Annotated in this window: 19 protein-coding genes; 15 read left to right on the top strand and 4 right to left on the bottom strand. The window is 41.5% G+C overall.

The window, feature by feature from the left end; translation table 11 throughout:
- Positions 1-158: 158 nt before the first annotated feature.
- Complete coding sequence (gene rpsO / locus Q4591_RS06530) at positions 159-428, top strand: 30S ribosomal protein S15 (RefSeq protein WP_076542867.1); 270 nt, start codon at positions 159-161, stop codon at positions 426-428.
- 113 nt (positions 429-541) lie between these two features.
- On the opposite strand, the gene Q4591_RS06525 is transcribed toward rpsO, so the two are convergent.
- Positions 542-2,578 (bottom strand): bifunctional diguanylate cyclase/phosphodiesterase, encoded by a 2,037-nt coding sequence (locus Q4591_RS06525; protein WP_303460033.1) that lies wholly within the window; start codon positions 2,576-2,578, stop codon positions 542-544.
- A 365-nt stretch (positions 2,579-2,943) separates the two neighbouring features.
- Between Q4591_RS06525 and pnp the strand changes: the two genes are divergently transcribed.
- The 11 genes from pnp (at position 2,944) to deoD (ending at position 16,501) form a co-directional block, all read left to right on the top strand.
- Entirely contained in the window at positions 2,944-5,046 is a 2,103-nt protein-coding gene (gene pnp, locus Q4591_RS06520) for a polyribonucleotide nucleotidyltransferase (RefSeq protein WP_102439556.1), read from the top strand.
- A gap of 163 nt (positions 5,047-5,209) precedes the next feature.
- Complete coding sequence (gene nlpI, locus Q4591_RS06515; protein ID WP_102439555.1) at positions 5,210-6,115, top strand: lipoprotein NlpI; 906 nt, start codon at positions 5,210-5,212, stop codon at positions 6,113-6,115.
- A gap of 164 nt (positions 6,116-6,279) precedes the next feature.
- Positions 6,280-7,863: a peptide chain release factor 3 gene (gene prfC / locus Q4591_RS06510; RefSeq protein WP_076542871.1), complete on the top strand. Its 1,584-nt coding sequence runs from the start codon at positions 6,280-6,282 to the stop codon at positions 7,861-7,863.
- A 173-nt stretch (positions 7,864-8,036) separates the two neighbouring features.
- Entirely contained in the window at positions 8,037-8,798 is a 762-nt protein-coding gene (locus Q4591_RS06505) for a TatD family hydrolase (protein WP_102439554.1), read from the top strand.
- A 184-nt stretch (positions 8,799-8,982) separates the two neighbouring features.
- A complete protein-coding gene (locus Q4591_RS06500) occupies positions 8,983-10,245 on the top strand; it encodes a NupC/NupG family nucleoside CNT transporter (protein WP_102439553.1) in 1,263 nt (420 codons plus the stop codon).
- A gap of 64 nt (positions 10,246-10,309) precedes the next feature.
- Positions 10,310-10,576: a hypothetical protein gene (locus Q4591_RS06495; protein ID WP_303460030.1), complete on the top strand. Its 267-nt coding sequence runs from the start codon at positions 10,310-10,312 to the stop codon at positions 10,574-10,576.
- A gap of 351 nt (positions 10,577-10,927) precedes the next feature.
- Positions 10,928-11,806, top strand: a complete 879-nt coding sequence (locus Q4591_RS06490) for an outer membrane protein OmpK (RefSeq protein ID WP_303446835.1) — start codon at positions 10,928-10,930, stop codon at positions 11,804-11,806.
- Positions 11,807-12,200: 394 nt separating this feature from the next.
- The gene (gene deoC, locus Q4591_RS06485) at positions 12,201-12,974 is read left to right on the top strand and encodes a deoxyribose-phosphate aldolase (RefSeq protein ID WP_076543290.1); all 774 of its coding nucleotides are present in this window, start codon (positions 12,201-12,203) and stop codon (positions 12,972-12,974) included.
- A 128-nt stretch (positions 12,975-13,102) separates the two neighbouring features.
- A complete protein-coding gene (gene deoA / locus Q4591_RS06480) occupies positions 13,103-14,434 on the top strand; it encodes a thymidine phosphorylase (RefSeq protein ID WP_102436198.1) in 1,332 nt (443 codons plus the stop codon).
- A gap of 13 nt (positions 14,435-14,447) precedes the next feature.
- Entirely contained in the window at positions 14,448-15,665 is a 1,218-nt protein-coding gene (locus Q4591_RS06475; RefSeq protein ID WP_102436196.1) for a phosphopentomutase, read from the top strand.
- Positions 15,666-15,790: 125 nt separating this feature from the next.
- Positions 15,791-16,501: a purine-nucleoside phosphorylase gene (deoD, locus tag Q4591_RS06470; protein ID WP_076543293.1), complete on the top strand. Its 711-nt coding sequence runs from the start codon at positions 15,791-15,793 to the stop codon at positions 16,499-16,501.
- 63 nt (positions 16,502-16,564) lie between these two features.
- Here deoD and Q4591_RS06465 read toward each other — a convergent pair whose 3' ends face one another.
- Positions 16,565-17,383, bottom strand: a complete 819-nt coding sequence (locus tag Q4591_RS06465; protein ID WP_102436194.1) for an AhpA/YtjB family protein — start codon at positions 17,381-17,383, stop codon at positions 16,565-16,567.
- Positions 17,384-17,470: 87 nt separating this feature from the next.
- Between Q4591_RS06465 and serB the strand changes: the two genes are divergently transcribed.
- On the top strand, positions 17,471-18,457 hold the full coding sequence (gene serB / locus Q4591_RS06460) for a phosphoserine phosphatase SerB (protein WP_102436192.1): 987 nt from the start codon (positions 17,471-17,473) through the stop codon (positions 18,455-18,457).
- A 331-nt stretch (positions 18,458-18,788) separates the two neighbouring features.
- Positions 18,789-19,685 carry an alpha/beta fold hydrolase gene (locus Q4591_RS06455; RefSeq protein WP_102436190.1) on the top strand — a complete coding sequence of 299 codons (897 nt, stop codon included), beginning with the start codon at positions 18,789-18,791 and terminating at the stop codon, positions 19,683-19,685.
- Between the two features lie 222 nt (positions 19,686-19,907).
- Here Q4591_RS06455 and Q4591_RS06450 read toward each other — a convergent pair whose 3' ends face one another.
- The gene (locus tag Q4591_RS06450; protein WP_102520100.1) at positions 19,908-22,289 is read right to left on the bottom strand and encodes a PilZ domain-containing protein; all 2,382 of its coding nucleotides are present in this window, start codon (positions 22,287-22,289) and stop codon (positions 19,908-19,910) included.
- Between the two features lie 226 nt (positions 22,290-22,515).
- Between Q4591_RS06450 and radA the strand changes: the two genes are divergently transcribed.
- Positions 22,516-23,889, top strand: coding sequence for a DNA repair protein RadA (radA, locus tag Q4591_RS06445; protein WP_102477169.1), 1,374 nt, complete (start codon positions 22,516-22,518; stop codon positions 23,887-23,889).
- Positions 23,890-23,984: 95 nt separating this feature from the next.
- On the opposite strand, the gene Q4591_RS06440 is transcribed toward radA, so the two are convergent.
- Positions 23,985-25,262 carry a YjiH family protein gene (locus tag Q4591_RS06440; protein WP_102477222.1) on the bottom strand — a complete coding sequence of 426 codons (1,278 nt, stop codon included), beginning with the start codon at positions 25,260-25,262 and terminating at the stop codon, positions 23,985-23,987.
- Positions 25,263-25,506 lie beyond the last annotated feature (244 nt).

Here is a 25,506-nt window from a genome sequence, read left to right as displayed (position 1 = left end):
TAATCTATATCAATCTGTATATTTTACTGTGGCAAGATTGCCGCAGTCGGATATGCAGATTTTTTATTGCGGTAAGCTGCGCTTTCGGTTAATATATCGCGCCCTCAGGCTGAGTTAGTGATCGGCTTGAGATAATTTAATTTTTTCTGGAGATATTTATGTCACTAAGTAATGAACAAAAAGCTAAAATCGTAGCTGAATTCGCACGTTGTGAAAACGACACTGGTTCAACTGAAGTACAAGTAGCTTTATTGACTGCACAGATTAACCATCTACAAGGTCATTTCAAAGAGCACATCCATGATCACCATTCACGTCGTGGTCTACTACGTATGGTTAGCGCACGTCGTAAGCTTACTGCTTACCTTAAGCGTACTGACGTAGCTCGTTATACTGCTCTAATCCAGAAGTTAGGTTTACGTCGTTAATAACGACGTTTAATTTGCTTATTGCTTGCGGTAAGTAGATCAAACCGTAAAAAAGGAGGCTATGCCTCCTTTTTTATTGGCTAAAATAAATGTAGTTTAACTAGCATTCTTGTTTACGCCTGCTCTACCTTTACCTGCTGCTCACCAAAATAGCGCGCTTCAAACTCGTCTTGTGGTAAAGGTTTACTAAATAGAAACCCCTGACCAACTTGGCAATGATGTTGTTGTAGCCATGCCAGCTGCGCTTGGTTTTCAATCCCTTCTGCAACAATATCCAGATTTAGCTGTTGCCCTAGCATTAGAATAGTGGAGGCGATGGCGCCATCATGGGGTAAGTCAGAGACAAAGCAGCGGTCGATTTTCATTGTGGTAATAGGCAAACGGCGTAAATAAGACAAAGATGAATAGCCGGTACCAAAATCATCCACGGCAATACCAAAACCGGCACTTTTAAGTTGTTCGAGTTTAGCGATGGCTTGAGTGATATCATTCATCAGTGATGTTTCGGTTATTTCGATTTCCAATAACTCGGGGCGAATTTGATAACGTAGCGCCAATTGTTTGATATCGGATACCAAGCTTGCATCAGCAAACTGCTGTGAAGCGACATTTACCGCAATGGGAATGACGCGATTGTATTTTTTCTCCCACTCACGGAGCAGCTTACAACTTTGTTCAATAACCCATCTGCCGATGGGAATGATAATGCCAGTTTCTTCAGCGATAGGAATAAACGCCATGGGTGGCACAAGTTTGCCGTCTTTTTGCCAGCGGATTAAGGCTTCACAGCCGACAATTTCATTAGTTTTAAGATCTAATTTGGGCTGAAAATAAAGCCTAAATTCATTTCGCTTAAGCGCATTGTGTAAAGAGGCCTCGGTTTTTAATCTAAGAGCGGCATGTTCGGTCATTTGCTGCTTGAAAAAGGCCCACTGGTTTGAACCCGCAGCTTTAGCGCTATACATGGCAATATCGGCGTGCCGGATAAGATCCTCAGCGCCTTGGCCATCTTCAGGGTATATCGCAATACCAATCGAGGCCGCAGGGTGAATCGTATGCTCATTCAGCTGTATTGGCATATTGAGTTGCTTTAACAGCTGTTCAACGAAATCAGCGGCGTGTTGCGGGGTTTTTATATCATCTGCAACGATAACAAACTCATCACCTCCTAGGCGGGCCACGCTGCCTTTATCAGCGATGCCCGATTCTAAAATTCGGGCTATTCTTACAAGGAATTGATCACCGATAGTATGCCCTAAAGAGTCATTTACATTTTTAAATCTATCGAGGTCAATAAATAATAGTGCGAATTGGCGTTTGTGAACGCGCGCACGTTGTATGGTGACACTTAATGTTTCAAGTAGTAGGGTTCTATTGGGCAAATTAGTGAGAGGATCTCGGGTGGCCATTTTTCGTAATTTGTTTTGAGCCTGACTGAACTGCAATAAGATTTGATTTAATTTTGTGGAGACAAGTCCAAGCTCGTCATCTTTATGGGCACAGGTTATGGGAATGAGGTTTTCATCCGGTAATTCAGGATCAATGTTATCAATGGCTTCGCTGATCTGCGCGATTGGCTGAGTGAGGAATCGGTGAAACACAATCGTGAGCACTAAAGTGAGCAATAAGGCTCTGGCTAAGGTGGCGATAAAACTTAACTGAAGTCGGTTAAACAAATTATTGGTCATTGCTTGAATATCGTAATGGATAGATAAGGTGCCAATTTGTTGCTGTTTTTTATCGCCCTCAAAATAGTGCGGTCGATACAAAGGTCGTGAGATTTCCTTTAACTCATCAAAGAGCAAGTAACTCAAACTGTCATAGTAAGTTGGATATCGTTTGGCCTGATGACTTGCTTCAACATACAAGGAATTGTCATCTAAGGTGATGATAGCAGAACGAATATCATCAATTTTTATAATACCTTCTAAGTTTTGCTGGGTCTGTTTGTCATCTAAAGCCCACACCACATTAGATATGGTTTGTTCAACAGAATTGACGAGTTCTTGCTGGGAGGCCTGGATTTGCTGTTTGGTGGTAATAACAACCAGTGCAAGCTCGACAATAAAAATAGCAATAGCAAAAAATAATGCTGTGAACACCACTAAATTTGTTTGCTTCCATGTCAAAGACTTAAACTGTGGCGGCATTATTTTATTTCCATTTGCAATAACGTTGAGCTTACTTTTGTTGGCGGGCTAACAAAATCTTAAATTACCTAAAAAACCTGCTTGTTATTGTTAGGTATTTTCTACCTTTCACTGTAGATAAATTTGTTCAAAAAGTCATTAAGTATAGCGTTTAGCCCAAGGATTAAAGCCTATTTTTCGGCCAGGGCATTGTTATTATCATTTTATATTGCCATGAGATATGAATTCATATAACCATATCGACCTTAAAAGGCAAAATATAAATTATTTTTTAGACTGATATGGCGATGACCTTTAACTATTATAAAAAATTGAAGTATACTTGTGCGCGTAATTTAAAGGTCAATAATTAAGGAATGGGTCACGTGAATCCAATTGTAAAGAGTTTTGAGTATGGTCAACATACTGTCACCTTAGAAACAGGTGTTATTGCACGTCAAGCTGATGCTGCAGTACTAGCGAGCATGGGCGATACAACTGTCCTTGTTACTGTAGTTGGTAAAAAAGTTGCGGATTTAAGCCGTGATTTCTTCCCACTAACAGTTAACTACCAAGAGAAGACTTACGCTGCTGGTAAGATCCCTGGTGGTTTCTTTAAGCGTGAAGGTCGTCCAAATGAAGACGAAACGCTTATTGCTCGTTTAATCGACCGTCCAATTCGTCCTTTATTTCCTAACGGTTTTAAAAACGAAGTCCAAGTCATTATTACTGTTGTTTCTGTAGACCAACAAATTGAGCCAGACATTGTGGCTATGATTGGTACTTCAGCAGCGCTGGCTATTTCTGGTATTCCATTCAATGGACCATTAGGTGCTGCACGTGTTGGTTATATCAACGGTGAATACTTACTTAACCCATCAGTAGATCAAGTTGCTGAAAGCGACTTAAATCTTGTTGTTGCAGGTACTAAAAGCGCTGTATTGATGGTTGAATCTGAAGCTAAGTCACTTGCTGAAGAAATCATGCTAGGCGCGGTAACTTACGGTCACGATCAACAACAAGTTGTGGTTGATGCGATTGCTGAGTTTAAAGCTGAAGCGGGCAAGCCTACTTGGGATTGGACTGCTCCTGTTCAAGATCAAGACTTAGTTGCTAAAATTAAAGATTTAGCTGAAGTTGGCATGACTGAAGCTTACCAAATTGAAGTTAAGCAAGATCGTTATGCGCAAGTTGGTGTTGTTAAAGCAGCAGCAAAAGCGGCATTAGTTGCTGAAAACGCAGATGTTGATCAACGTGAAGTTGATAACTTACTTGGTAGCTTAGAGAAGAACATTGTTCGTGGTCGTATTATCAGTGGCAAGCCACGTATCGACGGTCGTGAACCAGATATGATCCGCGCATTGAATGTACTTGCTGGTGTACTTCCACGTACTCACGGTAGCTCATTATTCACTCGTGGTGAAACTCAAGCGTTAGTTACTTGTACTTTAGGTACAGAACGTGATGCACAGAAAATTGATAGCATCATGGGCGAGCGTACTAACCGCTTCATGCTTCATTACAACTTCCCTCCATACTCAGTTGGTGAAACTGGCATGGTAGGTTCACCTAAGCGTCGCGAAATCGGTCACGGTAAGCTAGCTTGGCGTGGTATGAATGCCGTTATGCCTTCAGCTGAAGAATTCCCATACAGCATCCGCGTTGTTTCAGAAATTACTGAATCAAACGGCTCAAGCTCTATGGCTTCTGTTTGTGGTACTTCATTAGCATTAATGGATGCGGGTGTACCAATCAAGAGTTCAGTTGCTGGTATCGCAATGGGTCTAGTTAAAGAAGGCGACGACTTTGTTGTTCTTTCTGACATTTTAGGTGATGAAGATCACTTAGGTGACATGGACTTTAAAGTAGCTGGTACCCGTGATGGTATTACTGCTCTGCAGATGGATATCAAGATTGAAGGTATCACTCAAGAGATCATGGATATCGCTCTGCAACAAGCATACGGCGCTCGTGTTCATATTCTTAACGTGATGGACCAAGCAATTGGTGGCGCACGTGAAGATATCTCTGATCACGCTCCACGTATTACGACTATCAAGATTAATCCTGAAAAAATTCGTGACGTTATCGGTAAAGGTGGTGCAACTATTCGTGCACTTACTGAAGAAACCGGTACAACAATTGAATTAGATGACAACGGTACTGTTAAAATTGCTTCTTCAAATGGTGAAGCAACTAAAGAAGCTATCCGTCGCATCGAAGAGATTACTGCTGAAGTTGAAGTCGGCCGTATCTACAAAGGTAAAGTTATCCGTATCGTTGATTTTGGCGCATTCGTTAACATCTTACCTGGTAAAGATGGCTTAGTTCATATTTCTCAAATCAGTGAAGAGCGTGTTGCTAACGTTTCTGACCACCTTGAGATGAACCAAGAAGTTGACGTTAAAGTGATGGAAGTTGACCGTCAAGGTCGTGTAAGACTTTCTATCAAAGAAGCTGTTACTAAAGCAGAACCTGCTGCAGAATAGTTGTTAGATTAACTCAGTTAATCTAATCGATAAAGGAGAGCTAAGGCTCTCCTTTTTTATTGGCAAAATTTAGCCAATGATAAATTTATCTTTAACTGCGTAGCCCTTGGCGCTATTGGTTGATATGATGCAAACTAACTATAGAACCTGATAAGGTATTTAAATGGAACATAAATTACGGACCACTGTGGTAGCATTATGTGTCGGTGCCAGTATGTTATTGTCAGGTTGTGCTTCACTTTCAGGCAATGATAATAGCGCAGCGTCAGGCAAAGTGATGGTTTCTCCCAAAGTGCCTGATTACAAGTTAGAAGTCACTTTAGCTAAGCTCAATGACATTTTAGCCTCTATGGAATTAACCACTGAGCAACGAGCACGCTTTCATTATGACCGTGGTGTTATCTACGATAGTGTTGGCCTACGACTACTAGCTAAAATTGATTTTCACCAAGCGATAAAATTACAACCTAATCTTGCTGATGCATATAATTTCTTAGGGATTTATTACACCCAAGAAGGCGAGTTTGAACCTGCTTATGAGTCTTTTGATGGGGTCTTAGAGTTATCCCCCCAATACGATTATGCTTATCTCAACCGTGGTATTGCTTTGTATTACGGTGAACGCTATGAGTTAGCCACTGAAGATATGCGCACATTTTTGGCCCAAGCACCTGCTGATGGTTATCGTGCTTTGTGGTTATACCTAGTGCAAGTGCCGACAGATCAGCAAGCAGCGCAAGCCGAGCTATTAACTAACCGCCAATCGCTTAACGATCAGGCGTGGTCTTCAGTCATCATTGATTATTACCTTGGTAAGCTGACTAAAGAGCAAGTTTTTGATGCAGCTAAAGTCAACCTGACTCAACCTCAGGAGTATGCTGAGCGTCTGTGTGAAGCCTATTTCTACCTAGCTAAAAAAGCGGTGGAGCAAAAAGATTATCAACTGGCAGCGGATTATTATCGCTTAAGCTTGGCAACAAATATTTATGATTTTGTTGAACATCGTTATGCCAGAATAGAGCTAGCCCAAGCGCTGCAAATACTTGAACAATCTACAGTCGCTAATTAATAATAATTGTTAGCTCAGCACAAAGGCTAATGCATCGGCATTAGCCTTTTGGGTTTTTGAGTTTTTTAAACCATCACCATTTGGGTTTAAGTGAGTTTACCTAGCCAACCTAGATGGGAAACGCTATAATTTGCGCCTTTTTATTATGCTAGGGCAAGTAAACCATGTCAGTTCAAACAGTAGAGGTCGATAAACGTCGTACCTTCGCGATTATTTCGCATCCTGATGCCGGTAAGACCACTATTACTGAGAAAGTACTTTTATTCGGACAAGCAATTCAAACTGCAGGTACCGTTAAAGGTCGTGGCTCTAAACAGCATGCAAAATCTGACTGGATGGAAATGGAAAAAGACCGTGGTATTTCTATTACTACTTCGGTAATGCAATTTCCTTACAGTGATTGCCTAGTAAACCTACTTGATACTCCAGGTCACGAAGACTTCTCTGAAGATACTTACCGTACCTTAACCGCTGTTGACTCATGTCTTATGGTGATCGACGCGGCCAAAGGTGTCGAAGACCGAACCCGTAAACTAATGGAAGTTACCCGTTTACGTGACACACCAATCGTGACATTCATGAATAAATGTGACCGTGATATTCGCGATCCTATGGAAGTGATGGACGAAGTTGAAACTGAGCTAAAAATCGCATGTGCGCCAATCACTTGGCCGATTGGCTGTGGTAAGTCGTTTAAAGGGGTTTATCATATCCATCGCGACGAAGCAATTTTATACCAGTCAGGTTTAGGGCATAAAATTCAAGAAGTGCGTACAGTGAAAGGCCTTGATAATCCTGAACTTGATGTAGCAATTGGTGCTGAACTTGCTGAGTTATTACGTGAAGAATTAGAACTTGTGATCGGTGCATCACATGAGTTCGATTTAGAGGCGTTTCTAGCCGGTAAACTTTCACCTGTCTATTTTGGTACCGCATTAGGTAACTTTGGTGTTGATCATATACTTGACGGTTTAACTGAGTGGGCACCTAAGCCTCAACCTCGCGCCACTGAAGTACGTGATATTCATGCTGAAGAAGAAAAGTTCTCTGGCTTTATCTTCAAAATCCAAGCGAACATGGATCCTAAGCATCGTGACCGCGTCGCATTTATGCGTATTGTGTCTGGTAAGTACGAGAAAGGCATGAAAATGCATCATGTACGTGTCGGTAAAGATGTGCGTATTTCTGATGCGTTAACCTTCGTTGCTGGTGATCGTGAGCAAGTTGAAGAAGCCTACCCAGGTGATATTATCGGTTTACATAACCATGGCACCATTCAAATTGGTGATACTTTCAGCCAAGGTGAAAAAGTTAAGTTTACTGGTATTCCTAACTTTGCCCCTGAAATGTTCCGCCGTATTCGCTTAAAAGATCCGTTAAAGCAAAAGCAATTGCTTAAAGGTCTCGTACAGCTTGCCGAAGAAGGCGCTGTTCAAGTCTTTAGACCGCTAGATACCAACGACTTAATTGTGGGTGCAGTTGGCGTACTGCAGTTTGAAGTGGTTGTTGGACGCCTTAAGAGTGAATATAACGTCGAAGCGATTTATGAAGGCATTAGTGTTTCAACCGCCCGCTGGGTTTACTGTAAAGATGAGCGTAAACTCGAAGAGTTCCGTCGTAAGTGCAGCAGCAATTTAGCCTTAGATGGTGGTAATAACCTAACTTATATTGCACCGACTATGGTAAATCTGAATTTATCCATGGAACGTTACCCTGATGTAGAGTTCGCTAAAACTCGCGAAAACTAATCACTGGGGTGTTTGATGTTAAAAGGCGGTCTAACCGCCTTTTTTATTGGCTGTGATTTAAGCTTGAGGCTAATTTTATTCTATAGTGGCAAGATGAGTAACGTAAAAAGTGCTAAGCAGGTTTGCTGCATTAGCTGTGATTTGCAGTAAAGTTATTTGTTTGAGGGAAAGTGATGATAGATACCCATGCCCACCTTGATCTTGTGGATTTTGACCACGATAGAGCTGCTTTGTTTGCAAAGATGCGCGCAAACGGGATCGACAACGTCATTATTCCAGGGGTGAGTGAGTCATCTTGGGCTAAACAGCTAGAGGTTACCAGCGAGTTTGACTGCTATTTTGCCTTAGGTATCCACCCTTGGTATGTACCTGCTGACATTTCTCAAGCAGTGGCGGCGTTAAATAATCTCATCGCTAAACATAGGCCTAATCCAAGGTTTGTTGCCCTGGGGGAATGTGGTTTAGATAAGCTTCGACATTGGTCTCAATCACAGTTGGATTTACTCGAGGCTCAATTAGCATCAGCAATTGATTGGCAATTACCGGTGATTTTACATGCCGTAAAAGCTCATCCACAGCTATTAGCCATGTTGAAAAAATACCCTAACCCTAAAGGTGGGGTTATTCATGGCTTTTATGGCGCCCCAGAGTTGGCAAAATCTTATATTGAACTGGGCTATAAACTGGGAATAGGTGGGTTAATCATGAACCCTAGCGCCAAAAAGTTACAAAAAACGGTTACAGAAGTTGATATTAAACACTTCCTAATAGAAACCGACTCTCCCAGCATGGCGCCCTATAATTCACCAGATAAACGAAATACTCCGCTTCAGATAATAAGTTTTGTTGAACAGATAGCAAAATTACAAAAAAAAACCACTGTTTTAATTATGGAACAGTTGGGGTTAAATGCTCGACAACTGTTTGAGCTGTAATTCTTTTTTTTTAAACACCGTAGTTGATGGGCGTTGCTGTGGGATAAGATCCTGAAATTAAACTCTAAAACTATGAACTAATCCACGATTTTCATCCGCTCGTCAGTTATAATCACTAACTGAAAATAGGTGAGTTAACAACAATTATACATATCGTTAACAAATTAAAAAAGGGTCGTGATTAATGGATATACTAATGAGTCTAGTAGGTGTGGTTACCATACTAGCAATCGGTTATGCACTATCAAATAACAGAAAAGCAATTAATGTGCGTACTGTTGGTGGTGCTTTAGCTATTCAAGCATTCTTTGCAGGTTTCGTTTTATACGTACCAGTGGGGAAAGATATCTTACAAGGTATGTCAGATGCCGTATCTAGTGTAATTAGTTATGCACAATCGGGCATTAACTTCGTATTTGGCGATTTAGCTCAATTCAAAGTTGGCTTTATTTTCGCGGTAAATGTTTTACCCGTTATCGTGTTCTTCTCTTCATTAATCGCAGTGCTTTACTACTTAGGCATTATGCAGTGGATCATCCGTCTCATCGGTGGTGGCTTGCAAAAAGCATTAGGTACTAGCCGTACTGAGTCTATGTCAGCGACAGCGAATATTTTCGTTGGTCAAACTGAAGCGCCACTAGTTGTTCGTCCATTTATTGCGACTATGACTAACTCTGAATTATTCGCAATCATGGTTGGTGGTTTAGCATCAATCGCGGGTTCAGTATTAGCCGGTTACGCGCAAATGGGTGTACCAATTGAATACTTAGTTGCTGCATCATTCATGGCGGCTCCTGGTGGTTTGATGATGGCTAAACTAATGCATCCTGAAACTGAAGAAGCTAAAAATGACATGTCAGATCTTCCTGAAGATCCTGATAAACCAGCTAACGTATTAGACGCTGCTGCTGGCGGTGCTTCATCTGGTATGCATTTAGCACTAAACGTGGGTGCAATGTTAATTGCCTTCGTTGGTTTAATTGCAATGGTCAACGGTATCATCGGTGGTGTAACTGGTTGGTTTGGTCTTGAAGGTATTACTTTAGAACTTATTCTTGGTTACATTTTCATGCCTTTAGCATTCTTAATCGGTGTACCTTGGAACGAAGCACTTGTTGCTGGTTCTTTCATCGGTCAAAAGATTGTTGTAAACGAATTCGTTGCTTATCTTAACTTTGCTCCTTACTTACTTGATGCGTCTGCAGAAGGTTTCAAGGTAGTTGCTGAGACTGGCATGATGATGTCTGATAGAACTAAAGCTATCATTTCATTCGCATTATGTGGATTCGCTAACTTATCATCTATTGCTATTCTATTAGGTGGTTTAGGTTCAATGGCGCCTAGTCGTCGTCATGACCTTGCTAAGCTTGGTATCCGTGCTGTTATTGCCGGTTCACTTGCTAACTTAATGAGTGCAACATTAGCGGGTCTATTCTTAGCGATTTAATATCTGCTATGAGTTAAGCTTGGTTAGTCAAAAGGCCGTTATTATTTATTAATAACGGCCTTTTTTGTATCTAAAAATAGTGGTTATCCTTGCATTGGCATTATGTGGCGCTGCTCACTTATCCGCTATGGCTATGGCTATGGCTATGGCTATGCTAATAGCTGGATTAGCTGGATTAGCTGGATTAGCTGGATTAGCTGGTTCAATGGTGCCTAGTGGTCACCATGAGCTTGCTGAGCTTAATATACGTGCCGTTATTGCTAGCTCGCTTGTTAACTTCTTGGGTGCAACATTTACGGGTCAATTTTTAGCGATGTTATCACTACCATGATGTAAACATTACCAATAAAAAGGTCGTTATCATTTAGTAATAACGGCTTTTTTTTGTCTTTAAAAACAGGCATTCTCAGTGAATTTTACTTAATCAACTTTTGCTACAGCTGTTTATGGTATGTTACTTGCTAAGGTTTTATATAATGATATTGGGCATATAAATAGTTTTATAGATTATTTAATTATTGGTTGTTAGTTAAAAGTAGCGACATTGTTCACATTTTGGGATTAAGTATTCGTATTTTGTCTTTTTTGTATTGAGCTTTTGGCCGAAATAGGTACAATGCGAACGTTTATAAAAAACGCCATCCATGTAGGTGGTTAAAAACAAATATCAATGGGGTTGATAATGAAAAACGTTAAAACTTTAGCTTTAGCTGCAACAACTGTTGCTGCAATGTCTGCACCAGCAATGGCTGCTGACCGTACCGATTTACGTTCTGGCGATTACAGCTGGATGCAGTTCAACGCAATGTACGCAGTAAATGAGCTTCCACGCGATGGTTCTACTGATAATGGCCATGACTACTTAGAAATGGAATTTGGTGGTCGCGCTGGTATTGTTGATCTGTATGGCTACGTGGATGTTTTTAACATCACTAACCAGAATTATGGCGACAAAGGCGCTGGTGCTAGCAAGATGTTCATGAAGTTTGCTCCACGTTTTTCTCTTGATGCAATCACTGGCAAAGACCTTTCTTTTGGCCCAGTTCAAGAAGTTTACATCTCAACTTTGTTCAACTTCGGTGGCGGCGCTATCTCTGGTACTGATAAAAATGGCAACGTTTACGACGGTGACGTAAACAACGCTTCAGTTGGTATCGGTGCTGACGTTATGGTTCCATGGTTAGGTAAAACTGGCATGAACTTATACGGTTTCTACGACCTAAATGCCAAAGAGTGGAACGGTTACCAGTTCTCAGCTAACTGGTTTAAGCCAGTGGTTAACTTTGATAACGGTACTTTTATTTCTTTCCAGGGCTATGTTGATTACCAGTTCGGTGCAGATGAAGTTAATGCGTATAATGACGATGGTTCATTCTACAACACTACTTTCACCTCTAACGGTGGCGCGGCATATTTCGGTTTACATTGGCATTCAGACAACTACGCACTAGGTTACGGCTTAAAAGCGTATAAAGACGTTTACCTTCTTAAAGATGAAGGTACATTCGGTCTAGAAACTACCGGTTTCGCACATTACTTCACAGCAACTTACAAGTTCTAAGATTGCTTGAAAGTATAGAGCCACACTTGTGTGGCTCTATTTTTTTATTAATTTATGTTAGTATTTACTTAAATATACCGTAGAATTTGCTAAAGTGTATTTAGATAAATATTAAGGTCCAAATAAGTGATATTAGCTTGTCATTAATTTGGATTGATTTGCGCGCTAAAACGGATTTTTCGCGGAATGGATGAAACAATAATCTTTGTTTCACCTCTTCCGGTCTTCAAGGATTCAAGTCGTGGTACTCGTTATCAGATTGAATACTTAGTTCAGTAATTTATGAATTTATTTACTGGCAATGCTCGAAGGCCCGGCCCCATCAACACCCTAATGCCAGCTTAATTGCATTGCCATAACAAGATTAATTTATTTTTTGTTTTGGAGAGCACACATGAGTGATTTAAAAAAAGCAGCACAACTTGGCATTTCATTAATGGATTTAACCACATTAAATGATGATGATACTGACCAAAAGGTCATTGATTTATGTCATAAAGCGAATACTGCTGCTGGACATACCGCTGCAATTTGTATTTACCCTCGTTTTATCCCTATCGCTCGTAAAACCTTAAACGAACTTGATTGTGAAGACATCAAAATCGCCACAGTGACTAACTTCCCACACGGTAATGACGATATTGCTATCGCAGTATTAGAAACCCGTGCCGCAGTCGCTTACGGCGCAGACGAAGTTGATGTGGTATTTCCATACCGCTCATTAATGGCTGGCAACGAAAGCTTAGGTTTTGAGCTAGTCAAAGCGTGTAAAGAAGCCTGTGGCGATCAAGCTATCTTAAAAGTGATTATCGAATCAGGTGAGTTAAAAGATGCAGCGTTAATTCGTAAAGCATCTGAGCTTTCAATTGATGCAGGTGCTGACTTTATCAAAACATCAACCGGTAAAGTACCGGTTAATGCCACACTTGAAGCGGCTGAAATCATGTTAACCGTGATTAGCGAAAAGAACACCAATGTTGGTTTTAAACCAGCCGGTGGTGTACGTGACGCGGCTAAAACTGCCGAGTTTTTAGGTTTAGCTGAACGCATTCTAGGTGCTGACTGGGTTACTCCGGCACACTTTAGATTCGGCGCTTCAAGCTTATTAACTAGCTTACTTCATACTCTTGAGTTAGCCGATGCGCCTGCTGGTGCACAAGGTTACTAATCAAAGTTAGTATTGTACGGTTTTGACATAACGATTTAGCATGCACCGAATGGATCATTTTAGCCCATTCGGTGCCTTATTGTTGTAGCAAGATGGCTCAATAAATTCATCTTGCTGGAGGAAGTAGCATGTTTCTCGCTCAAGAAATTATTCGTAAAAAACGTAATGGTGATGCATTAAGCGCAGCTGAAATTCAATTTTTTGTTGATGGCATTACTCAAAATACCGTTTCAGAAGGCCAAATAGCCGCTTTTGGTATGGCTGTTTATTTTCAAGATATGAACATGGATGAACGTATTGCCTTAACCACAGGTATGCGTGACTCAGGTACTGTATTAAACTGGGATGCACTGTCACTTGACGGCCCCATTATTGATAAGCACAGCACCGGCGGTGTTGGTGATGTCATTAGCCTGATGCTTGGCCCAATGGCGGCGGCATGTGGTGGTTATGTACCGATGATTTCGGGTCGCGGCCTTGGTCATACTGGCGGCACCTTAGATAAATTTGATGCCATTCCTGGTTACCAAACCGAGCCATCAAGTGAGTTGTTTCGCAAAGTAGTTAAAGAAGCTGGCGTTGCCATTATTGGCCAAACCGGTGATTTAGTCCCAGCCGATAAGCGTTTCTATTCAATCCGTGATAATACCGCAACCGTTGAGTCTATCTCGTTAATTACCGCTTCAATTCTTTCTAAAAAGCTCGCAGCTGGGCTAGATGCTTTAGCAATGGACGTCAAAGTCGGTAGCGGCGCATTCATGCCTACTTATGAAGCCTCTGAAGAACTTGCTCGCAGTATTACAGCAGTGGCAAACGGTGCTGGCACTAAAACTACCGCTTTATTAACTGACATGAACCAAGTATTGGCATCATGTGCCGGTAACGCGGTTGAAGTGCGTGAAGCGATTAACTTTTTAACTGGCGCTTACCGTAACCCACGTCTTTACGAAGTCACTATGGGCTTATGTGCTGAAATGCTCGTACTTGGCGGCATTGCGCAAAATGATGCTGACGCACGTACAAAATTAAATACTGTTTTAAATAATGGTAAAGCGGCTGAAATTTTTGGCCGTATGGTATCAGGCCTTGGCGGGCCAGCAGATTTTGTTGAGTCTTATGACAAATATTTGCCACAGGCGAAAATTATTCGTCCTGTGTATGCCAACAAACAGGGTTTTGCTCATAGCATGGATACCCGAGAGTTAGGTTTAGCGGTAGTGACCTTAGGTGGTGGCCGCAGAAAGCCTGGCGACGCATTAGATTATAGCGTTGGATTAACAGAAGTATGTGCATTAGGTGATGAGATATCAGCTGATAAGCCTATCGCCATGGTACATGCTCAATCTGAAGCCGCTTTCGAAGAAGCCTCTGCTGCCGTTCAGCAGGCGATTAACATTGAAGATTCTGCGCCAGAAAAGACGCCTGAAATCTACCGTTATATCCGCGCTTCAGATTTATAATGGAGTAAAAATTATGAAACGTACATTTATTTTAATGTTGGATTCTTTTGGTGTTGGTGCTGCCACTGATGCTGAAAAATTCGGAGATACAGGTTCAGATACCTTTGGTCATATTGCTAAAGCCTGTGCTGAAGGCCGAGCCGATATTGGCCGAAAAGGACCATTAACACTGCCAAACCTGGCAAAGCTCGGTCTAGGCCATTTAGGTTTTGAAAGTACGGGTAAATTCGCCGATGGTTTCGCTGATAATATCGACGTGATTGGCGCTTATGGCCATGCGGATGAATTAAGCTCAGGTAAAGATACGCCTAGTGGACACTGGGAAATGGCTGGCGTGCCAGTATTGTATGAATGGGGTTACTTTTCTGATTTAACCAACTCTTTTCCAAAAGAGCTTACGGATAAAATCCTCAAACGTGCGGGCTTAACCGACTTTTTGGGTAATTGCCATGCTTCAGGTACAACAATTTTAGAAGAACTTGGCGAAGAACACATGCGCAGCGGTAAGCCAATTTTTTATACTTCAGCTGATTCAGTTTTTCAAATTGCCTGTCATGAAGAATCATTTGGTTTAGAAAACCTATACCGTTTGTGCGAAATTACCCGTGAAGAGCTAGAGCCTTACAATATTGGCCGCGTGATTGCGCGTCCATTTGTGGGCTCGGGTCCTGAAGATTTTGCCCGTACAGGTAATCGACATGATTATGCGGTATTACCGCCAGCGCCAACGGTATTAGATAAGCTTAAAGATGCCGGTGGTGAAGTGGTGAGTATTGGTAAAATTGCCGATATTTATGCTAACAGCGGTATTACCCAGAAATTTAAGGCAACAGGTCTTGAAGAGTTATTCGATGCAACCCTTGAGCAAATCAAGCGTGCTGAAGATAACACCATTGTATTTACTAACTTTGTTGACTTTGATTCCCACTACGGACACCGTCGTGATATTGCCGGTTACGCCAAAGCTTTAGAATACTTTGACCAACGTTTGCCAGAGTTATTAGCCTTACTTAACCCTGATGACTTGTTATTACTGACAGCCGATCATGGTTGCGATCCAAGCTGGGTTGGCACCGAGCATACCCGCGAACGTGTTCCTGTGATTGCTTTAGGCGCGGGGTTAGCTGCCGGTTCATTAGGCCGTAGAAACAGTTTTGCCGACATTGGGCAGTCTATTGCGACGTATTTTAAGCTTGAACCTATGGATTATGGCGAATCATTCATTAATTGATGATTCAAATGCTATCTACTAAGGTTAATCTGTTAATAAATATAGTAGAATCACGTCCGGCAGCGAAGGGGATGACTTTGCTGCCCACATATAAAGATATACGATAAAAATATAGGGGTTTTTCCATGGCTACACCACATATTAATGCTGTTGACGGTGCATTTGCTGAAACAGTTTTATTCCCAGGCGATCCATTACGTGCAAAATATATTGCTGAAACATTTTTAGAAAATGTAGAGCAAGTTACTGATGTACGTAACATGCTTGGTTTTACTGGAACATATAAAGGTACTCGCGTATCTGTAATGGGTTCTGGTATGGGTATCCCATCATGTTCTATTTATGCGCATGAGCTTATTTCTGATTACGGCGTTAAAAACCTAATCCGTGTGGGTTCATGTGGTGCAATTAGCACTGACGTAAAAGTGCGTGATGTGATTATCGGAATGGGCGCTTGTACTGACTCGCAAGCAAACCGTTTACGTTTTAAAGGTCAAGATTTTGCTGCGATTGCAGATTATGGCTTAATGAATGCGGTAATTGAATCAGCTAAAACGCACGAAACTAAAGTGCGTGTAGGTAACGTTTTCTCTGCTGATTTATTCTACACTCCAGATCCTTCTATGTTCGATACCATGGAAAAAATGGGTGTACTTGGGGTCGAAATGGAAGCGGCAGGCCTTTACGGTGTTGCACACGAACTTGGCGCTAAAGCATTATGCGTAGTGACAGTTTCTGACCACATCAGAACCGGAGAAAAAACCACTTCTGATGAACGTCAAAATACTTTCAACGAAATGATTATCATGACATTAGATGCAGTAGTTACTCTGTAGTTTAACGTTTATTATTTCGTAAAAAAGCGTAACTGATTTATCAGTTACGCTTTTTTTTAATGGTTAATTGGGTTTACTTTTATCATCAAGTCTGAGGTTTTCGGCTTCTAGTATCTCTTGTTTAAAAGTCATATTTTCATCGCTATCAGACTCTGTTATCAGTGATGATTTTGGGTTAGCGCTTTGGTCATCCACATCTGCCGGTTCAGTCCGGCTATCTTCAAGTTGATGCATTTCTTCAGACAAGCTTTTTTGCACTAATTGGCTATTTTTACGTCCTTGTTTGGCGCGAGTTTTACGTCGGTCGAAATCTGCGCGTTTAAACGAAAAGACCCGCGACAGCAGCAAACCAATAATACCTGCAATAATCAGCATAATTTGTTGTTGCTTCATATTTTCTTGATAGTGGCTTTTTAATTCATCAAAGAAAATATGTAAGTTTAACCTCACCTCGATATAGCCTAAGTTATTGTCACCTTGAAGCACGTTTTCAATTAAAGGTGGGTAGGGCGATAACATCTCAGTTAGTACTTTATCATCGGCGTCAAATTCGATGTCTGATACGCTTTGGGCAAACGCCAGCCTTACCCCTTGAGTACTGTACATGTTCACTGACATCACTTTTGGGTCGAGCACGAGCGCATTGGCTAGCCATTGTAGTTGCTCATCATTTTGTAGATGCATTGCTGGGGCTGCGCCATTGGCCACTTGTTGAGCTAATAAGCGCGCCATGATTTGGGTTTGCGAACTCAGCAGTTGCTGACCGTTATTAAGGCTCGACTTCCATAAATGCACTAAAGCAAATAATAAAATTACAGCAATGCTGATTTGAATTAATCTGCTGATTTTTTGGCTTTTTTTAAGACCTTTAACAAAAATCACTTTAATCCTTGGTCATTTTTCTATTTAATTAATACTAATCGAAATAATTCATTGTAGATAGTCGCAATCATTGGGGAAATGCAGTCCATGGAAACTCAGGTAAATATTCAGCCATTAACGTGGTTATTCTCAACATTTGATGCGACGTATAGCCATAATCATGTCACTTTAACTCGTTATTTTGAAGACGAGTATCTTAACAATGTTCAGGTTAAGTACCCTTATCGTTTTAGAGTGGTATTTGAAGCGCAATCTTTTGGGGCCATTAATGACTGGCTGGCAAAGTTAACCCAAGACTGCGCGATTACGCCTTTGATGAGACATAACGATTTACAAGGTTTTGAACTTGCCTCAACCTCAGCTTTAGGGACACTGATGAGTCAATTTCCGCAGCAGGTAAAAGCAGAACTTCTCAATATAACCGCGCCGCTAGCGAGCTTATTTAAACCGGGTCTATTAGTGATGGATATGGACTCCACCGCGATTCAAATAGAATGTATTGATGAATTAGCTGTGATGGCTGGCGTGGGTGAGGCGGTATCAGAAGTCACCGAAAGGGCCATGCAAGGGGAATTAGACTTTGAAGAGAGTTTACGCTTAAGGGTCAGTAAGCTTGCAGGCGCCAATGAGAGTATTATCAGCACTTTATGTGAGCAACTTCCTTTGATGCCAGGACTTAAAAGCCTAGTGGCAGAGCTAAAGTCTAACGAGTGGAAGTTAGTGTTAGCCTCGGGCGGATTCACCCCATTTGTGGGCTATTTAAAAGATTTACTGGATTTAGATGCCGCTTACGCCAATGAGCTGGTTATTGAAGCGGGTAAGTTAACCGGTGAAGTAACAGGTGATGTGGTTGATGCCCAATATAAAGCCAATGTGATTGATAAGTGCAGTGCCACTTGGCAAATTGCTGCAGGGCAACGGCTGGCCATTGGCGATGGCGCCAACGATATTCCTATGGTTAATGCTGCTGATTTTGGTATTGCCTTCCATGCTAAGCCGAAACTGCTTGCTGCAGCCGATGCGAGTATCAATAACTTGGATTTACGCTGCTTAGTGTATTACTTGCAAGCCTAAAAACACTGCAAGCATAATGTTAAATGACGGTTTAACCTAAGTGACTAAAAGCTGCCGATACCAGTATCAATAACTTGGATTTACGCTGCTTTGTTTATTACTTTGTGTATTACTTGCAAGCCTAAAAACACTGCAAGGGTAAAGAGCTGCAAGCATCAATGGCATCGACTCTTAGCTGTTTAGATATTGGCTGAGAGCACTTTTAAATGGTTCACTTTAAGTGAGCCATTTTTTATCTTGATTAGGCTTATTACTCTAATTAACTTGTAATTAACATTTACACTGATTACCGTATTAAGTTCATACACTCAAAATAGTCATATTCATTCCCATGCAGCAGTCACATTTTATTCCCTATCGAAATGGTCGCCTTCATATTCGGCATATCAAAGCAAACCCTAGCTTGGCTAAAGGCATGCCAATTTTGATGTTACATGGCGCAATGTCAAATGGACGGGTATTTTACAGTGCCTCGGGCAAAGGCTTAGGTTGCTATCTTGCTAGGCAAGGTTTTGATGTGTATATACTCGATACGGCAGGCAGAGGCTTAAGTGAGCCTAAAATCAGCGCGGCCTATTCCTTAGGTCAAACCGAAGTGATTTTAGAGCAGCTGCCCCTTGCCAATGAGTTTATTTTATCGCATTCATCAGCAAGTAAAGTGCATTGGTGCGCGCACTCATGGGGCGGGGTGTTAATGGCGAGCTGTTATGTTCGCTTAGCTAAGGTGCGTACTCAAGTGGCTTCATTTGTCACCTTTGGTAGTAAAAGAACCATCAAAATTAAATCTCTGCGTAAAACCATGATGGTGGATTTATTTTGGAATCGGTTGGCGCCATTTTTGTCAAAAGTGGATGGCTATTTAGCGGCAGATAAATATCGAATGGGTATGGACAATGAAAGCCGGCAATCATTAAGGCAAACCATAGATTGGGTAAAAGGTGATTGGGTAGATTGCCATGATAACTTTGATTATGCCGCTGCAGCTAGGCAGGTGACTTGGCCGCCTTGTTGGTTTTTAGCCGCTAAAAAGGACCGCGTGTTAGGTAACCCTTCAGATGTGCAAGATATGATGGGTGAGTGTCAGATGGTGGCAGCTGAGTATACTTTACTGGCTAAACATCGCGGCTTTAAGCGGGACTACACCCATGCAGGCATGTTAACCGACAAATCCGCAGTAGATGATCATTTCCCGTTAGTGAAAAGCTGGTATGACAGTTTGGCTAAGTAGCAACTTAAAAATAAACTGCAGCGATAAGCGCTAGCTGAAGTAATACAAACCAAGTGATTGCAATATATACTCTATTAGCGCTGTCGAGATTAGTGTATCAATTTGGTTTAGCATTAGCGCACTTTTGGTTTAGCATTAGCGCACTTAGGCTAGGAGCCTTCAAGTTTTGAGCAACTCAGGTTTTGAGTCATTCAGGTTTTGAGTCATTCAGATTTGGGGTATTTAGACTTGGTGTAACTCTGGATATCTCATTTCAACTTCAGCACTAATCTCTAACAGTTCTCCGGCTCCTAAAACCCGCCATAACTGGGCTTCAAGCTGTTTTGCTCTGTGGGAAGCATGGGTGGCAATATATTCCATTTCGCGGCGAATATAGCTCATGTCTGGCTTTTCAGTTGCGCCATAATAAACTCGTAATGCCACAAAGCGGCCAACAGTTTTAGCGTGGCGCACAAAGGCAATTTGAGCATCTCGGCTAGCGAAGTCGTTGACTAACTGAGATTGAATGTTAATTGCTCCTCTACCTTGACGAGACACCTGCAGGAATATCTCTATATATTTCAGGCCATCAATGGGCTTCATTGCTCGAACTGGATTAATAATTAGCTGCTTAAACTGGCTTTCATTAAATAATGGCGTCAAATTATAATTTAATGGTTTAGTGGAGCCAGCGGCAAATAGATGGCTAATAGCATCAGTTTTAACGCCGATCCCTAAGCATGATAGTTGCGCCGATTTTTGCGTTTTTTCTACAAAAAAGGGCACATTAGCCAGCTGTCTTAGGAGTAAGTTTTTCATGCCATCGGCTAGCTCTTTTAACTCGCCTTCACTATCTGATAATTGCTCAAGTTTATCCCGATTATGATTAATGAGTTTATTGATAAACTCAACTCCAGCATGGGGTTCGTGACCAATGTTGGCCGACAAATGCAGGGTTTGGTCATGATTACGGCTGCGGATCAATCGATATGGCAAGTTTGACAGTGATGTCTTGCCTGCAATTTGCTGCAGTTTAGGGAAACTAAGTAACACATCTGTAGGCTTTTTGAGGTTAAGATTATCTTCTAAAGCAAGCTGCAGCCCACGGGTGGATATATCATGGCTTATCCCACGGGTTTTATGGTTGTTGTGCTCAATATCTACCAAGGTTTTAAAGGCATAGCGCGCTTCTCGTCGTCGCTCGCTAAAGGGCATTGATAGACGTTTTATGCTGTTTTGTTTGAGCTTAGTTTGGTTAAACTTTTTAAGCTTATTGACGTTATCACTTGGGTTAAACCAGGTTTGATAATCGGATTGAACCTGCTCATTGGTTAAATCGATTAACTGCAGCACGTAGCTAAAGCCTGCCAGTTGTTGCTCTACTAGCGCTGAGTAGTGGGTTTCATCCCCTGGTAGCGTCGAGGTTTTATAATTCAGTTTATGGTCAATGCTTTGTTGGCTTACTTTGAACACTCGCCAACTAGTTTTGCTTGCGCCAAAGCCAAGGAATAACCCTAAGGCATCATGTTGCTTTAACTCATAAAGCGAGGCTGAAAAGTATTGGATTGTGTCGTTTGCTTGGTAGGTGAAGCAAAAAAATAAACTATGGTCACTGTCTTGTGGGTGCTTAATGAGATTGACTAAGCGATTATTGGTCAGTAAACCGGGTAGCTGATTAATCTCTTGCTCATCTTGAAAATATTGTAATGAAGCTTGGTTGCCTTGACTTAATAGCAAATGGCTAATGGTCGGTTTACCGTCATTTAAACTGATATAAATGGGGAGGTGAGCTAATAGTGGTAAATAATGGCGTTCAAACCCAAGCCCGGTTGCATTGACAATCACATCGTTGACATCCACTTTATAGCGAAAGCGGTAACTGCGGATCAGCTGGGTTAATAAGTTATCGAGCTCGTTACTTTCTCCAATACGGCATAGGCGCAATATGGCACTATCATCTTTGTGTTGTATATCGACGATTTTATAGTCGATGCCTTTTTGGAGATCGTCAAAAAAATACTCTTCGTTTAATTCAAGTAATTTAATACGCAGCGGCTTATCTTGATCAAAGCGAATGTCAGCAGGTAAGCGAACTCTCGCGCCACCGACAGATAAATCTAAGCTGGCGCCATTAACTTCGGGGCCACCTGTTTGTGAGGCTGAAATACGAATACTGTAATTCATTCGCTCTTCGCTACGATTAAAATAGCTGCCTAAAACCACCCCAGGCACAATTAACTGGGAGGTTTGTGCTACGGGTTGCTGATTGTTTTGGCGGGCTTTTTCTTTGCGTAATTTGTGCTGGTTGAGTACATGCTCATAAACGCCAACGATATACTTATTGCGATACAGCTGCAGTGCCTCTAGCAAGGAAAGCTTTGCTGGCTCATCGAGAAAATGACGTAGTTTTCCAACCTGAACCTCTTCACATTCAAGATCGCTTTTATCACGTAAATCAATGATCCGAGTACAAATCACCGCAATGCGATTTAATTCCATTTTCAATAAAAATCGAGTCGAGTTTGATTCGTCAGCCGTAAACATTTCAAAGGCATCCTTAAAATCAGGTTCCATTAAAAGTGGCTTTAATTGCTCTATAAGCTGACTGTGCTCTTCTAAACTCATGGCTTCTTTTCTATTGAGGGCTCAGATAAAGGTGATAATTGCAGGCTCGACTGGTAATCTTATCGGCTAGCATCAGGCTTACTTTATACAAAATTAGTCTAGGTGTCTGTTAAAGCTAAGGTAATAATGCGATTTTGGCGCCATTAGCTTAACAATTGAGCTGTGTAAATTTAATAAATTAATAAGTGCTTAAATCCCATAAGCAGCAATCTGACAAAAGTGATCTATGGCAAAAAATAAAACAGCGTATGTGTGTAATGAGTGCGGACAAGATTTTCCTCGCTGGCAAGGACAGTGCAATGCCTGCCAAGAGTGGAATACCATATCAGAAGTGCGCATTTCTGCGGTTAAATCGTCGACCAATTCGGTAGCTGGTTATGCAGGCTCTGTCGGCGGCGGCTCAAAAAAACTTCATGAAGTGGAAGAGTTTGAAGCCCAAAAAATGCTTACCGGCATTGGTGAACTTGATAGGGTCTTATGCGGTGGCTTAACCACAGGCTCAGTGAATATTATTTCAGGCGATCCTGGTGCAGGTAAAACTACTTTACTGTCCGATTTAATTGCCCGCATGTCACAAGTTATGCCTTCATTATATTGTACTGCTGAAGAGTCACTATCGCAGTTCAAAAATCGTGTTAACCGCTTAAAGCTCAGTTATAACGAAGAGAACCTATATTTAATGGCTGAAACCAGCGTTGAGGCGATTATTGCTGAGCTGGACGCTAAACAGGTAAAGTTTGCTGTTATCGACTCAATCCAAGCGGTGGTGTCTGAAAGCGCCAATGGCAGCCCTGGCTCGCCTTCACAAGTCAAAAGCTGCGCGCAGGCATTAACCCAGTATTGTAAGCAAAATAATGTCACCATGTTTTTAGTGGCGCACGTTAATAAAAACAATGAAACTGCCGGCCCGCAAACGCTTATTCACATTGTCGATTGTCTGACCCATATTGAATGCAATGACGGCCAAATTAGAACTCTAAGAGCCAATAAAAACCGTTTTGGTGATGTGGATACCGTGGGCATTTTTAAGATGACCGAGCGCGGTATGATAAGTGTTGATAACCCCAGTGAGATTTTCCTTTCGGGCTCAACCACTGAATCACCCGGCGCGGCCATTACCTGTATCCGTAAAGGCAACCGTAACTTATTGCTAGAAATTCAATGTCTAACCACTGAGACTGAAGGCGAGTTTCCGCAGCGAGTTTGTGTGGGGTTAAACATGAACCGGATTAAAATGCTCACGGGGATATTACGCAAGCATACTCGCACCAAGATTTATCATGATACTTATTTTAATTTGGTGGGTGGTTTGAAGATTGATGAATCAGAAACCTGTATTGATTTAGCCTTGGTGACGGCATTACTCAGCAGTTTAAATGACTTTGTGGTGCCCAGAACCACCTGCATTATGGGAGAGCTAAGTTTAAATGGTGATGTTAGGCCGATTGATAGTGGTGTGCCGAGAGTAAAAGAAGCGGTGCAACATGGTTTTACCGAGGTGTATATTCCCCATCGTAACTACCATAAATCAATGGAAGGGCTAGGCGCTAAAATCCATCCGATTAAAACCATTCATGAGTTATTAGAACTGATTAACTAAATTGATTAATAAATGGATTAACAAAACTTGTTAAGCATTAAAAAAGGAGCCAGTGGCTCCTTTTTTGTATTTACTTTATGACTCGAATCAAGCGACTAAATCAGTAAGTGTCCGCAAAGGGCGATAACCGGTAATGTCACTAAGGTACGCAAAATGAAAATCACAAACAACTCGAAGAAGTTAACTGGGATTTTACTGCCAATAAGTAATGCGCCGACTTCACTCATATAAATTAATTGGGTTACTGATAGGGCTGCAATCACAAAGCGAGTTAAGTCTGACTCAATTGAGCTGGCTAAAATTGAAGGCAAGAACATATCAGCAAAGCCAACCACAATCGTTGTCGATGCAACATCGGCTTCTGGTATTTGCAGTAATTCGAGCAGTGGAATAAATGGCATACCTAGATAATTAAAAATCGGCGTATTTTCAGCTAATACCAATGCGATGGTACCAATGGCCATAACCACAGGAATAATACCAAACACCATATCAACCACGTTCTTAACGCCTTCAGTTAATAGCTGTTTAACCCCACCAGCGCGCGAAGCTTTATTCATCGCTTGCTCAAAGCCCCAAGACATTACGCCATGACCTTGTGGGATCATTTCATCATCTGGGTGACGTGGGGTGTTGTCGATATATAAATCTTTTTTCCATGATAGCGGTGGTAATTTAGGCACTATGATAGCGGCAACAAAACCAGCGAGACAAACGGTTAAGTAAAATGGCACAAATAAATGCTCAAGTTTGACTTGAGAAATAACCACTAAACTAAAAGTAATAGATACCGCTGAGAAGGTAGTACCAATTACGGCCGCCTCACGCTCGGTATAAAGACGGGTTTCATACTGCTTGTTGGTCATTAAAATACCAACACTGCCATCGCCTAACCATGATGCCATACAGTCAATGGCACTTCTTCCTGGAAGGTTGAAGATTGGACGCATTAATTTGGTCAGCATGGTACCGAAAAATTCTAATAGACCGAAGTTAAGCAGTAACGGCAGCAGCATGCCTGCAAAAATGAACACTGACAGTAGTACTGGTAATAGGTCATTGAGTACCAAGGCTCCGGTATCAGCTGAGTAAATCACTTCTGAACCGATCTCTAAGTAGGTTAATACAATGAATATTGCCCCTAAGACGCGTACTAATAACCAAAATGGTGAAACATTCAGCAGCGAATGCAAAAACGGGCTCTTACGAACTAACTTTGGGTTTATTAGTTTAGTAAGCACCGACACGATTGCCATAAAGACTACGATACAGGTTACGATTAAAGGTAATATATCGGCGAATTGGTTTTGTACAAATTTTGATACGATAGCAATCGGAATGGTGATTGAGCCGTCGTAGCTAATAGGTGTCATAAACAATAACAATCCGATAAGTGACGGAATGATAAAGGTAAGTATTGTTTTGAGATTATATTTTGGTTTTTCTTGAGTCACTTTGTCTATGCCTTACCAATTAACTAAATAATCATGGTTGAGTTAATCAAACCGTCTTATGGGAAATGCTGTATGTCCATTCATAGGATATCTAAGCGAGGCAAGGTTACCTGCTTATCTATTCTAAGTAAAACTATTCACTAAAACGAATAGTTATGGGCTT

This window comes from Shewanella sp. 3_MG-2023, assembly GCF_030548765.1.
In the GTDB taxonomy this organism is placed as follows: Bacteria; Pseudomonadota; Gammaproteobacteria; order Enterobacterales; family Shewanellaceae; genus Shewanella.
This window is presented reverse-complemented; position numbering and strand designations above follow the sequence as displayed.